General features: G+C 27.3%; 13 protein-coding genes. 4 read left to right on the top strand and 9 right to left on the bottom strand.

Annotated features, from left to right (window positions below; translation table 11 throughout):
- Positions 1 to 9: 9 nt before the first annotated feature.
- The 6 genes from eutB to KO506_RS09810 form a co-directional block, all read right to left on the bottom strand.
- Positions 10 to 2,343 carry an ethanolamine ammonia-lyase subunit EutB gene (gene eutB / locus KO506_RS09835; protein ID WP_215994736.1) on the bottom strand — a complete coding sequence of 778 codons (2,334 nt, stop codon included), beginning with the start codon at positions 2,341 to 2,343 and terminating at the stop codon, positions 10 to 12.
- A gap of 271 nt (positions 2,344 to 2,614) precedes the next feature.
- Positions 2,615 to 3,118 carry a nuclear transport factor 2 family protein gene (locus KO506_RS09830; protein ID WP_252726833.1) on the bottom strand — a complete coding sequence of 168 codons (504 nt, stop codon included), beginning with the start codon at positions 3,116 to 3,118 and terminating at the stop codon, positions 2,615 to 2,617.
- A gap of 73 nt (positions 3,119 to 3,191) precedes the next feature.
- Positions 3,192 to 3,917 carry a head GIN domain-containing protein gene (locus KO506_RS09825; protein ID WP_215994735.1) on the bottom strand — a complete coding sequence of 242 codons (726 nt, stop codon included), beginning with the start codon at positions 3,915 to 3,917 and terminating at the stop codon, positions 3,192 to 3,194.
- 96 nt (positions 3,918 to 4,013) lie between these two features.
- Positions 4,014 to 5,699, bottom strand: a complete 1,686-nt coding sequence (locus KO506_RS09820) for a PspC domain-containing protein (RefSeq protein ID WP_215994734.1) — start codon at positions 5,697 to 5,699, stop codon at positions 4,014 to 4,016.
- Complete coding sequence (locus tag KO506_RS09815) at positions 5,692 to 6,036, bottom strand: PadR family transcriptional regulator (protein ID WP_068358205.1); 345 nt, start codon at positions 6,034 to 6,036, stop codon at positions 5,692 to 5,694. The genes KO506_RS09820 and KO506_RS09815 overlap by 8 nt, the downstream gene beginning before the upstream one ends.
- A 108-nt stretch (positions 6,037 to 6,144) precedes the next feature.
- Positions 6,145 to 6,585 (bottom strand): DUF4870 domain-containing protein, encoded by a 441-nt coding sequence (locus KO506_RS09810; protein ID WP_215994733.1) that lies wholly within the window; start codon positions 6,583 to 6,585, stop codon positions 6,145 to 6,147.
- 232 nt (positions 6,586 to 6,817) lie between these two features.
- On the opposite strand from KO506_RS09810, the gene KO506_RS09805 reads away from it, so the two are divergent.
- The gene (locus tag KO506_RS09805; RefSeq protein ID WP_215994732.1) at positions 6,818 to 7,279 is read left to right on the top strand and encodes a DUF4442 domain-containing protein; all 462 of its coding nucleotides are present in this window, start codon (positions 6,818 to 6,820) and stop codon (positions 7,277 to 7,279) included.
- On the opposite strand, the gene KO506_RS09800 is transcribed toward KO506_RS09805, so the two are convergent.
- Positions 7,276 to 7,422 (bottom strand): hypothetical protein, encoded by a 147-nt coding sequence (locus KO506_RS09800; protein ID WP_215994731.1) that lies wholly within the window; start codon positions 7,420 to 7,422, stop codon positions 7,276 to 7,278. The two genes, KO506_RS09805 and KO506_RS09800, sit on opposite strands and share 4 nt — an antisense overlap.
- Before the next feature lie 356 nt (positions 7,423 to 7,778).
- On the opposite strand from KO506_RS09800, the gene KO506_RS09795 reads away from it, so the two are divergent.
- Positions 7,779 to 7,997 (top strand): hypothetical protein, encoded by a 219-nt coding sequence (locus KO506_RS09795; RefSeq protein WP_215994730.1) that lies wholly within the window; start codon positions 7,779 to 7,781, stop codon positions 7,995 to 7,997.
- Between the two features lie 99 nt (positions 7,998 to 8,096).
- Positions 8,097 to 8,897, top strand: coding sequence for a TIGR00266 family protein (locus KO506_RS09790; protein WP_215994837.1), 801 nt, complete (start codon positions 8,097 to 8,099; stop codon positions 8,895 to 8,897).
- Positions 8,898 to 8,961: 64 nt separating this feature from the next.
- On the opposite strand, the gene KO506_RS09785 is transcribed toward KO506_RS09790, so the two are convergent.
- Positions 8,962 to 10,224, bottom strand: coding sequence for a helix-turn-helix transcriptional regulator (locus tag KO506_RS09785; protein WP_215994729.1), 1,263 nt, complete (start codon positions 10,222 to 10,224; stop codon positions 8,962 to 8,964).
- Between the two features lie 240 nt (positions 10,225 to 10,464).
- Positions 10,465 to 11,181, bottom strand: coding sequence for a YebC/PmpR family DNA-binding transcriptional regulator (locus tag KO506_RS09780; protein ID WP_215994728.1), 717 nt, complete (start codon positions 11,179 to 11,181; stop codon positions 10,465 to 10,467).
- A 160-nt stretch (positions 11,182 to 11,341) separates the two neighbouring features.
- Here KO506_RS09780 and KO506_RS09775 point away from each other — a divergent pair, with 160 nt between their 5' ends.
- Entirely contained in the window at positions 11,342 to 12,472 is a 1,131-nt protein-coding gene (locus KO506_RS09775) for a T9SS type A sorting domain-containing protein (RefSeq protein ID WP_215994727.1), read from the top strand.
- The last annotated feature ends 9 nt before the right edge of the window (positions 12,473 to 12,481 follow it).

The raw sequence follows: 12,481 nt of genomic DNA, 5'->3' as shown, positions 1-12,481 counted from the left end.
ACTATTATTTTAAGAAATCAACTTCTCATCAGTAGTATTTAAAAATAACTCACTTAGAATTTTTGAGGTGGTTAGTGCAGCATCTTTGGGGTGTAATGCTGTATCTGAAATACCAGAAACAACTCTAGAAATGTTATGATCTACAACACCTTTATGATACCAAGTTGTGGATTTGGTTACACTTAAATAAGCAGAAAAATTATGATGTCCAGAACCAGGTCTTTCACCAATTATGTGAATGATGCCATGACTTTTTGGGTAGTTGGTTTTTTCGCCAAATAAAAGTTCTCCACATGCATAACCAGCCCTTACACGTCCGTTATTTATAAAAATTGAGCTATTGCTAATGGTGTAATTACTTGTTTTTAATTGTTTGTTTAATTCATTTAAAAAAGGATGTAAATGTCCATCATCCATTAAAGCTCTTGCGTTTAAACCATCAGAAATAATAATTTGTATATCAGGAGTTTTACCATTCCAAGAAGCTCTAATATTTTTAATCATTTTTGTAGCATCATCACCTAAAATTTCTCCAGATTCTGGATGATACACATAATCTTTTCTGTCTTTTGATTGGGTTGAAATTGCTATTGCAGATGGAATACTATTTTTAAAATTCGGATTAATTTCCGTCCATAAACTTACTTTGGCATCATTATACAAACGATGTACTTCTTTGTTTAAATTAGGATCTAAATCCCAAATATTTTCTCCATAACCTTTTGCAATAGAAATACCTCTTTTTTCTATTTGTGAAAGTATGGTTTCTCCTTCTTTATAAATTTCAGTTTTTGAACGTTTGTCTTTTTTCGCCTTTTTATATTGATAAAATACCCAATTAGGGTCTCCAAAATGTTTGGTAGGCTTTCCTTTTTTATCAATAATTTTTATTTTTTTGAAGAAATTCCACATTGCATCATTCACTTTATAACCAAACTGTTCTCTAATTTTTACATGATTGCTAAATGCTGTGGTTAAATAGCTTAACATAGGGTCGTTTTTGGTTGGTAAAGCCATTAAATAAGCAGGATTTGCAGGCATTACTTGTTCAATACACCAATCTAAATCTTCTAAATTTACATTCATATGCAAGGTAGAGCAGATGTCTAAACCAATGGTTAATCCATGCAATTTACCCATAACTGTATCTTCTAAACAGCAACGTACTAATTGTTCTTTAGATTTGAATACTTCAGGTCCAATAAAACCAGCAACATCATTTACGTGTACCCAAGATTCGTTACCACCTTTTACTTCATTTATCTTTTGTTTTAAGGCTCTTAAAAATCCGTATTTTCGAGATTCGTGCATTACCATATCAAAACCTTCACTATGTCCATTGGTTAAATCTGCACCTTGGCCAGTTTCTGCATAAAAACCATATTGGCCATTCCTAGTTGATGCATATTCTAACATTTTTTCAATAGAAACATCAAAAGTTTTGTTGGCATTTACTGTGCCAGCAATACTTTGAAACCAAATACCAGTAGTATCAGGATTTTCCTGTTCCACTTGTGCTTGTATATCTACGTGAGATAATACACAATTGGGAATTGTATCTTCCAAATCAAAAGTTTGGATGATATCTAAGAGTGTTTTTTCAATTCTAGCCACAGATTCAGGTTCACTAGAAACAGGGTTTGTACCTAAAACAACATCACCTACAGCATAAGACCACGCATTAAAAACTTGCCAAGCAATATCATCTGTATTGTCTGTTGGAGAATTGGGTTGAACTCTAGCACCCATATAACCTCTACTACCTATTTTACTGTTTGGTAGTGGGTTAAATATTTTTTGACTGATTGCAATCAGTTCTTCATTACTCATTAATTTTACCAAACATGCAATAACATCACTAGATAAGTTAGGTAATATTTTTTTAATTTCAGATTCAGGTTTTTGCAAACAAAATGCTTTTAATTCTTGCATGGACCAATTAAAAAATTCAATTTCTTGAAATGTTGTTTTTTGAATGAGTTCTTGAAGTTCATCAGTAAAAACGGAATTCTGAACTAGGTCTTTTATCTTTGAATTAGCTAAAAGTTGTCTTGCGTTTTTGCGAGAATTTTCATTTAAAGCAGCTACTTTTATGGTTTCATCACCTTCTTTGTACGCGTTTGCAGCTCCTAAGATTTGTCTGTATAAAGTAATATTAAACTCACCTTTTTCTCTATTGATATATGAGAAAATATCTTCATCTACTTTTGGTGATTTAATGTTTACTGCTGTTTTAATTTTAGGTATTGTATTATTTTTAGTGGATTTAAAATCGCAACTATTTAGTAATAATAATGACGCACTAGCTAATGAAGTTTTTTCTAAAAATTCTTTTCTATTCATAACGATTACTAAATTTTTTGTAAGCTAATTTAGTTTTTTTTGATAAGAAAGACAAGTTAAGGTTTTGTAAAATGTTTTTAAGTTTATTGATTATGAATTGTTTATCTATCTTTTAATACAAAATAAGCTTAAGGTAAGCTGTAAAACAAATTCAGTATAAAAAAGTAAGCGTCGTTTTTTACAAAACGACGACTTACCAAGTAAACTAATAAAACCAAGTATTAGTACTGTTATTAGAGTTAGCTATTCTAATGGCAGTTTTTTAAATATTTTAATGAAGACTAATTACTTTAGTAATTGTCCAATTTTCGTTTTCTTTTTTCCAAGTAACAATAAATTTACTGGGAACCGATTTTGCCTTCGGTTCTTCTTTATTAAAGAATTTATGATAACCAATTTCAATAGCACCATAATTATGTATAGGATAAACTTCTACACTCCCTTTAATTAAAGTTCTGGTTACTTTATTACAGATATTATCTTCTAGAGATTTTAAAAGTTGATTTTTGTCTGATAATAAACCGCCTTTGTCATGAAAGAATTCAATATTTTCATTATAAATAGCAGCTTGAGTTTTTATATCGCAGTTATTGTAAGCTGTAAAATAAATACTATCCATTTTTACAATATCATTGTATAATTTAACATTTGCAATTTTATATTCAGGAATTTCTTCTACTTGAGCAGCAGTAAAAAAACTGTGTAAGAATAGGAGGATAGCAATAAATATTTTTATGATAAAAGATTCTTTAAAAGAGTCTATAAAAGAGTACATAGCTTGTTTTTAATTGAAATCTCAAGGCTGTTTCCAGCCTCAAGAAATCTTTGGTTGATTGATAATTGTGTAATTATTTGGCAGAAATGCTTCCACCAGAAGACGATTTTTTATTTACTTGTTTTGGGCTTCCTTTAAAGTCAATATCTCCTCCACTTGTAGCTTTAGCATCTATACTTTCTGATGCATAAACATTAATATCTGCACCACTAGTAACTTTTACAGTTACGTTTTTACTTTCTAAATCGTAAGCATCAATAGAAGCACCACTTGTAGCACTTGCAGAATGTTGGTTTGTAATTCCAGATATTTCTATATCAGAACCACTTGTTGCACTACTAGATACTGAATTAGCATCTAAAGTCATTCTAATATCTGCACCACTTGTTGCGCTAACAGAAATGTTGTTTACTTTTAAAGTTTCTTTAGTATACACATCAGAACCACTTGTTGCAGTAACTCCTTCTAAAGTTTCTACAGTAACATATACTTTTCTTGATTTTGCTTTCCAAATATTTTTTTCTGAATAAATTTTTAAAACACCATCATTAATTTCTGTGATAATAATGTCTTGTAAATTTTCATCTGCTTCTACAGTAATTTCTGTTGATTTTCCTTGAGAAAGATATAAATCTAAGCCAGTGCTTACTTTTATTTTAGTGAAATCTTCTTTTAGGCTTCTGTCTTCTGTTACTACATTTCTATTTCCGTTAATTCTATTAAACATATTAACGTTACAAGAACTTAATAATGTTGTTAAAAATACGATTGCTAATAATGATTTGGTTGATGTTTTCATGGTGTTTGTTTTAAGTTTACTTGATAAAGGTCTTTTATTAGACGCTTAAAAAGAAACAAAGGTTACTCAGTTGTTGTTTTTTTATGATGAATTGTTTTAAAAAGTTTCTTTTAACTCAGATTCTGTATTCTCTTCAACTTCAATTTCAATTTCACAATCAGTACATTTTAAAGTTCTATCTGTCATAATAAAATGTTGGTTAGCCATATCTTTATCTCTAATATCTCCTTCATTTTTCACATTATCTAAAAAATTCTTGGTAGAATTATCAAAATAAATACTCACATTTTTAGGTAGATAAATGGTAATTTCTATTTCTTCATCTTTCCAAATATTTTTAAATGAAGACAAATAGTAAGCATCTAAAATTATTGTGTTGTTTTCAATTTTATAATTATAGCTCACTCTTTTTGCATTATGACTGGCATTACCTTTATTTTTACCTTGAGATTTTTTTAAGATGATCATATAGCTTTCATCAGAATTACTCTTTTTAACATCAACATTTACATTGTTGCTATAAACCATCTGTTGGTTATCAACATAAACTTCTTCTCTATAAGTGTTAGATCTTAAATTATGTCTATAATAAATTTCATCATCATTTATAATTTTTAAGTTTAAAGTATCATTTTCTATAATATTTAAACTCTTTTTTTCTGATGATTGCCCATTAATTGAATGAGATGTACCAAATTCAATACCCGTAAATATGATAATTAATAAACTAACAATCCAAATACCAGAAAGTGTTAAAGATGTTGGTTTGCTTAACTTTTTTACGTTAGTAGATAAGATTCTTAAACCTAAAATAAATAATAATAAAAATGGTATACCAATTAATAGAAAACTACATAAAGTAAGTGCCCAAGTTGGTATTACAGAATCGTAGAAAAATGGTGGATACTGTAAATTAGCATCAACATTTAACCATTCTAAACTTCCTAAAGAAAACCCTCCAACAATTAGAGATAAAATAACAGCAGCAGAAATAAAGATAATTAAGATACCAATAAACTTACCAATAACCTTAAAAATGGCTAAAATAATTTTACCAATAGTATCTAAAAAATCGCTTGCTCCGTTATTTTTTTTGGTCTTTCCCGAAAAAGTTTTACTCATTTTATCAGAAAATTCATTAGCACCATCTTTTATTTTTTCTGATGCTTCTTTGGCTACCACACTTACTTTGTCTGATACATTGCTGAATTCTTCACGAATTTTTTTCTCAATATTATCAATATTTACAGGTTCGCCTTCCATTTGTAATTTTTCTGAAGTAGTTTTTGCTTCAGGTAACAAAATCCAAAGGATAATATAAAGTAACACTCCAAAACCAGCACCAAAGAATAATGCTAATAAACCTAAACGAATCCAAATGGTATCAATATTAAAATAATGAGCAACACCAGAGGCAACACCTCCAAGAAATTTATCATCACCATCTCTAAATAATTTTTTACCAGAAGCGCTATTTCTTCTGTAAGAATAACTAGAATCGCTATATTCTTGTTCAGCATCTGCATAATCTTCTGGTTGGCCCATAATTTTAATGATATCATCTATATCACCTTCATTTACAACCTGTCTAGCATCTGTTATTTTTTCTGATAATAGCTCACTAATTCTAGCCTCAATATCAGCAATAATTTCGTTTTTTCCTTGCGGATCATCACTTAAAGATCTAGAAATCGATTCTAGATATCTTCGTAATTTCTGATAGGCAATTTCATCTATATGGAAGAAAAATCCGCCTAAATTTATATTTATTGTCTTATTCATTGGTAGTCGATTTTTTACTAGTTACTTGGTGTACTGCGTTTACTAAATTATTCCATGTTTTGCTTAACTCTTTCAAAAACATGCCTCCGTTTTCGGTTAAAACGTAATATTTTCTTGGTGGTCCAGAAGTTGATTCTTCCCATCTATAAGTTAATAACCCTGCGTTTTTTAAACGAGTTAGTAGTGGATAGATAGTTCCTTCAACCACAATCATTTCTGCACTTTTTAGCGTAGAAAGTATTTCAGAAGTATAAGCATCACCATTTTTTAGGATAGATAAAATGCAGAACTCTAAAACACCTTTTCGCATTTGCGCTTTTGTGTTTTCAATCTTCATATATTGTGATTTATTTACTCGTTCTAAATCTTATTATTATAAGAAAATGTTGTCGAGTGTTTTTTGTTAATTATTATTGTTTCAATTCTTGTCATTAAATAACTGTAATTATTTAATAAATTTAATTGTTAATGGGTATTTGTAATTTTCGCCTTCTCTAGCTTTTATAGATGCTATAATTACCAAAGCAATGCCTATGATATATACTAAACCTGCAAGAGAACCAAAACCTAAAAAACCAAATAGATTATGTGAATCGAAATCAAAATTTAAGTTGATGTTATTCCAATTAAAATGACGACGATGATTATTAAAAATAGAACCAAATGCAAAAGGAATAAACAATATAGAAATTAGAAATACATAAAGTGTATAGCTTATATTAAAGTTTACAGCTTCTTTACCTTGTTCATCTAAAAAAACACTTCTGTCTTTTAAGGTTTGCCAAGCAATTAATGGTGTTATAATATTGCCAAAAGGAAACATTAAACCTGCAAATGCAGATATATGAATTAAAAATGCGTTAGTGTTTTCGTTATTTTTTTTCATTTTATAAAATATATAATACTTTCTTATGCAAATATATATCCTAAAAAAGGTATTATGCAATACATAGTACTATAATTAACATTTTTTTAACATATTAAATTTGTAATTATTAGTGTTGATTATTCCTGAAAACGTTTGATATGATTGAGTTTTATTATAAATTAACTATATTGCTAATCGATTTTAGAAAAAGATAAAAAAAATATTTATTATCAATTTTAACAAACTATAAATGAAGTTTACGCCTGCAAAAGTCAATTTTTTTAACCTAATAAAACTGCCTTTAGCATTTTTTGGAGGTGTAAGAGTAAAGTCAATTACAGATTCTGAAGTGGTTGTTACTATAAAACATAGATGGATGAATCAAAATCCGTTTAAAAGTATGTTTTGGGCTGCACAAGGTATGGCTGCAGAAATGCCAACAGGTATTTTAGTAATGAAAGCTATTTACAATTCTAAAAGAAAAGTTTCGATGTTGGTTACTCACCAAGAAGCAGATTTTTATAAAAAAGCTACTGGTAGAATTACGTTTACATGCTCAGGAGGTAATGAGATTAGAGAAGCTATTCAAAAATCTATAGAAACAGGTGAGGGGCAGTTGATTGTTTTAACTTCTATAGGTAAGAATTCAGATGGAGTTGAAGTATCTAAATTCCAATTTAATTGGAGTATAAAAGTAAAAAGCGAAGCTTAACTTTGCTTTTGATATAATTGAGGTCTTTGTTCATTATAATCACAATCTTGAAAAATTCCACAAGACACATTTGTTCTTGCTAAAGATTTAGTGATTTCAAATTCTTTTGATAATGCTTCGATTTCTGGAGTTAAATATTTCATATTTGTTGTTTAAATTTATACCAAAAGTAATTCTTTTGTTAAAAGTGATAAGTTAAGAAAACTTTAAAATTGACTGTTTAATTTTAAATCTATGTTTATTATAGATTATTATGTTAACATAATAAATTAAATTTAAAATTCATTTTAAAATTTGTAGTATGGTATAAATTTTGAAGTTAAGAGTCTCAAAACCTTAGTAATATGAAACTAAAAAAACAATCATTTTTTTATTTATTATTACTTTTCTTTTTATTAAATGTGCCCCAACTTTAAATTATATAGGCAATAATTACACACCAACAACAAATGTTTCTGTTTATTATGATGCAGACCAGATAGTAAGAAAATATAAGATTATGGGTTTGTTAACTTTTAATACAGAACCAATATATGATAATCACGATAACAGAGAGGTGTCTGATTTAATTATTAATAAAGGTAAAGAAGTAGGTGCAGATGCTGTATTAGTAACAAAATTTTCTACTAACATTCAAAAAGAATTTTCTGATAGAATAATTTCTAGAGATTCTGAAAAACTTTTTATTGAGGCTAAATTTCTTAAATTTGAGAAATGATGCTTTTTTTTGTAACAAAAGTTTAGTTTATCATTCTAATAATAAAACTTAAATCATATGTTCCAAGATAGATTACCAAATAATTCGCAAAATAATAATATGAATGCTCACGAAATTGATTATAAAATTTTCGGTGAAGAAATGCAGTTTGTAGAAATAGAATTAGACCCTCAAGAAGGTGTTGTTGCAGAAGCTGGTACTTTTATGATGATGGATAATCATATTAAAATGAATACTATTTTAGGTGATGGATCTAATCAAGATAAAGGAATTTTAGGGAAAATATTTTCTGCTGGTAAACGAATTTTAACAGGAGAAAGTTTATTTATGACTGTTTTTACGAATGATGGTGTAGGAAAAAAAAAAATATCGTTTGCATCTCCTTATCCAGGAAAAATTATACCTATTGATTTGAATGATTTTGGTGGTAAATTTATATGCCAAAAAGATGCTTTTTTGTGTGCTGCAAAAGGAGTTTCTATAGGAATTGAGTTTTCTAAAAAATTAGGTAGAGGATTGTTTGGAGGAGAAGGTTTTATCATGCAAAAAATGGAAGGTGATGGTTTAGGATTTATTCATGCAGGAGGAACTATGGCAAAAAAAGTTTTACAACCTGGCGAAGTTTTAAAAGTAGATACTGGTTGTATAGTTGGTTTTACGCAAAGTGTAAATTATGATATTGAATTTGTTGGAGGTATTAAAAATACTGTTTTTGGAGGTGAAGGTTTGTTTTTTGCAAATTTAACTGGGCCAGGTACTGTTTATATTCAATCTTTACCTTTTAGTAGGTTAGCTGGTAGAGTTTTAGCTATGGCACCAAAAACAGGAAATGGTAGTAGAGGAGAAGGTTCTATTTTAGGTGGTATAGGAGATATTTTAGATGGTGATAATAAGTTTTAATAGTTGATAAGAAAAAAAATCCCAAACTTTTTAGTTTGGGATTTTTTTTTCTTTTATCAGAAATTTAGATGTTTAACAAATAGTCTCTTAAGTCTACTTCTTCATCTAATTCCATTTTCTTTTTAATTCTATATCTTGCAGTTTGTACAGATCTTGGATCTATAGATAAAATTCTTGCAATTTCTTTAGTTTGTAAGTGTAGTTTAATAAACATACAATGTCTTAATTCTGTTTCTGTAATAGAAGGATATTTTGAGATTAATTTATCAAAAAACTTTTCATGTACAGCATTAAAGTGTTGTTTTAAAACTTTCCAATCTTCATCATTCTCTAAAACATAATCAATTTGATTATTTATACTTTTTATTAGATTATTATCTTCAGTTTTAATTCCTTTAACATCTGCTTTTATTTCTTTAAAATATTGTTTGTGATGTAGTAGGTTTGTAGATAAAGAAATCATTTCTTTTTCTTTATCTAAATTTTCAGATTTTAAATCTTTTAATACTTGTTTAATTTCAATAATTTTCTTCTTATAATTTTGTAAAATAAAATAATAACCTACTAAAGATAAAATTAGTAAAGTACTAAGAATAAAAACTAAAATTTGTAAACTAAATTTTATGTTTTCTAAGCTTTCTTTTTTAATGAGAGTTTTTTCATTTTCGAATTTTAAATTTAAAAGTTCAAGCTTATTAGCTAACTCTTGGTTTGTTTTATTCTTATTTTCTACTACAAAAGATAATACATCTGAATTGTTATGACCTATCAATTCTAAACTAAAAATACAATCGCTAGATGTTACATAAGATTGATGTATAGAAATGGCAATGGTATTTTCACCTTCTTTAAAAACATTATTATCAAAGTAGTGTTGAAAATATTTATGTTCATTTTTCTCTTTAACTGTACTGATAGCAAATGTTTTGTTGCTTATTGTAGAGTTAGGCATATTATCTCTAAACAATTCTTTACCATTAATATAAACAACAGCACCATCATCTCTTAATAATTTAAATTCATAAGCTAAATGAAGGTTTTTTATAAAAATTTTCTTTGCAAAATATTTTGTTATTTTTCGGTTTTCTCTATCTTCTTCTGCATAAATTGTAGTGCTATTTTTTTTATCTCCATAACCAATTGGAGAAATACCAGATTTCCAATCAGAGAAATCTAAATCTTTATACCAATCATTATTTAAATAACCTTGATCGTAATAATGCCAGGTTTCTTCATTTTTTATAAGAATATCTTGACTAAAAATTGAGTTGATATTAATAAATAATAAAAAAAATAAAATAGTTTCTATTTTGTAAAGATTCTTCATTTTTTAAGATAAAATAGGCTTAGAGGCACAAATATAGTAGTTTAATAGTTAAAATAAGACCTATGTAGTAGGTTAGTTGTGCCTAAATTTTAACATATTTAAAAAACTATGTTATATTTGTAGCATTAATATTTATTATTAATGTATTAAATATTGGGGGATATTTTACATTAGATTAAAAAAAAGTCGTGATTGTTAAAATCACGACTTTTGCTTTTTATAATATAAAAAATATAATTTTTATTCTTCCATAGAATGGTAAACAGAATTTACATCATCATCTTCTTCTAATTTTTCTAACAATTTTTCAACATCTGCTTTTTGGTCTTCATTTAGCTTAACAGTTGTAGTTGGTATTCTTTCAAAACCAGAAGATAGAATTTCTATATTGTTATCTTCAAAGTAAGATTGTAAAGAGCCAAATTGCTCAAAAGGAGCATAAACTATAATTCCTTCTTCATCATCAAAAACTTCTTCAACTTCAAAATCAATTAATTCTAACTCTAATTCTTCCATATCAATAGTAATGTCTTCCTTTTTTACAGTAAAGTTACAAGTATGGTCAAACATAAAAACTACAGAACCAGAAGTACCTAAATTTCCATCACATTTATTAAAGGCAGCTCTAACATTAGCAACTGTTCTATTATTATTATCTGTAGCAGTTTCTAAAAGAATAGCAACACCATGAGGTGCATAACCTTCAAACAAAACTTCTTTATAATTAGCTGTATCTTTATCTGTTGCTTTTTTTATGGCTCTAGCAACATTATCTTTAGGCATATTAGCAGCCTTTGCATTTTGTATAACTGCTCTTAATCTAGAATTTGAATCTGGGTTAGGACCACCTTCTTTTACAGCCATTACAATGTCTTTACCAATTCTGGTAAAAGTTTTTGCCATTGCTGACCAACGTTTCATTTTTCTTGCTTTCCTGAACTCAAATGCTCTACCCATTTCTGTTGATTTTTTTTAAAATGCCTACAAATGTAAAGATTACAATGTTTTTTTACAATTATTTTAAAGACGTATTTATAATAATAAATACCTACATGTAGGTATTTATTTAATTATTAATTTGTTTTAAGTTTACTATTCACAATTAATTAAATAAATTATGAAAAAAATTACTTTATTATTTTTATTTTGTACCATACAGAGTTCTTTTGGGCAAATATTAACTTCTGTAACAGAAGAATATTTTTCAGGTTCTAGTTGGTATATTTCTTCTAAGACAGATTATAGTTATAATACAAATGGAGATTTAATTCAAGAAAAATACTATGCTGATTATAATTCAGACGATGTTTTAGAGTTAGAAGAAACGACAACTTATTCTTATAATACTTTTGGTAGACTTATAGAAGAAAATTATAATAATGAGTATAAAGGTGAGTATACTTATAATGCAGATAATCTTTTAACAACATACATTAGTTCAGAGAAAGAAAATAATGTTTGGGTTAATAATTATAAAGCAGAAATATTTTATAATGGTACTAACATAGATTATTATATAGGTTATGGTTGGGATGGAGTAAATTGGTATTTAGAAGAAGATGGATCTGAAAGAATTAAATATATATATCAAGGTAATAACTTAGTTACAACAACTGAAGAAGATTACATAAATTCATCTTGGATAGAAAGTGGCAAAGAAGTATTTACTTATGATGCTAGTAATAGGTTAATTAAAGAAGAGTATTATAATAAAGATAATGATATTTATACTCTAGAAGAGTTCTATGATTATACTTATGATTCTAATAATAATATTGCTACACAAGAGGGAGGTTATAGAGATCAATCATCTACAATGAATAATTTTAAGCCTTTAACTTATCAGTATGATTTAAATGTTAATATGAGTGATATTACTCATCCTTTTAAAGATAAAATTGGTACAAAAATATATTTTGATGTAAAGCATCATTTTATAAATAAAATTTTAAGTGAAAGCTCAGATGATAGTAAAATAACTTATAATTATAATGAAAATACAGCAAATACAAAAGATATAACATTGGTAGATTTTGAGGTTTATCCAAACCCAGCAACTTCTTTATTAACTATAAAAGATAATAGTTTTACAATCAAGAAAATAGAATTATACAATGTTCTTGGTAAAAAAGTATTAAGTACCAATATAAATAAAATTAATATTGAAAATTTAGTTAATGGTGTTTATTTGATGAAACTAGAAACAGAAGAGGGAAATATTGTTACAAAAAGAATTGTAAAAAAATAATTAGTTCTC

This window comes from Polaribacter vadi (assembly GCF_018861005.1).
GTDB classification, from domain to species: Bacteria; Bacteroidota; Bacteroidia; order Flavobacteriales; family Flavobacteriaceae; genus Polaribacter; species Polaribacter vadi_A.
Note: the sequence above shows the minus strand (reverse complement) of the source record. Positions and strands in the feature narration are given on the sequence as shown.

What these genes read in the sequence shown, in the direction of transcription:
- KO506_RS09775 (WP_215994727.1), top strand. Translation starts at nt 11,342, where the DNA reads ATGAAAAAAATTACTTTATTATTTTTATTTTGTACCATACAGAGTTCT.
- KO506_RS09800 (WP_215994731.1), bottom strand. Translation starts at nt 7,422, where the DNA reads ATGAAATATTTAACTCCAGAAATCGAAGCATTATCAAAAGAATTTGAA.
- KO506_RS09780 (WP_215994728.1), bottom strand. Translation starts at nt 11,181, where the DNA reads ATGGGTAGAGCATTTGAGTTCAGGAAAGCAAGAAAAATGAAACGTTGG.
- KO506_RS09825 (WP_215994735.1), bottom strand. Translation starts at nt 3,917, where the DNA reads ATGAAAACATCAACCAAATCATTATTAGCAATCGTATTTTTAACAACA.
- KO506_RS09815 (WP_068358205.1), bottom strand. Translation starts at nt 6,036, where the DNA reads ATGAAGATTGAAAACACAAAAGCGCAAATGCGAAAAGGTGTTTTAGAG.
- KO506_RS09830 (WP_252726833.1), bottom strand. Translation starts at nt 3,118, where the DNA reads ATGTACTCTTTTATAGACTCTTTTAAAGAATCTTTTATCATAAAAATA.
- KO506_RS09810 (WP_215994733.1), bottom strand. Translation starts at nt 6,585, where the DNA reads ATGAAAAAAAATAACGAAAACACTAACGCATTTTTAATTCATATATCT.
- KO506_RS09805 (WP_215994732.1), top strand. Translation starts at nt 6,818, where the DNA reads ATGAAGTTTACGCCTGCAAAAGTCAATTTTTTTAACCTAATAAAACTG.
- KO506_RS09790 (WP_215994837.1), top strand. Translation starts at nt 8,097, where the DNA reads ATGAATGCTCACGAAATTGATTATAAAATTTTCGGTGAAGAAATGCAG.
- eutB (WP_215994736.1), bottom strand. Translation starts at nt 2,343, where the DNA reads ATGAATAGAAAAGAATTTTTAGAAAAAACTTCATTAGCTAGTGCGTCA.
- KO506_RS09785 (WP_215994729.1), bottom strand. Translation starts at nt 10,224, where the DNA reads ATGAAGAATCTTTACAAAATAGAAACTATTTTATTTTTTTTATTATTT.
- KO506_RS09820 (WP_215994734.1), bottom strand. Translation starts at nt 5,699, where the DNA reads ATGAATAAGACAATAAATATAAATTTAGGCGGATTTTTCTTCCATATA.
- KO506_RS09795 (WP_215994730.1), top strand. Translation starts at nt 7,779, where the DNA reads ATGGGTTTGTTAACTTTTAATACAGAACCAATATATGATAATCACGAT.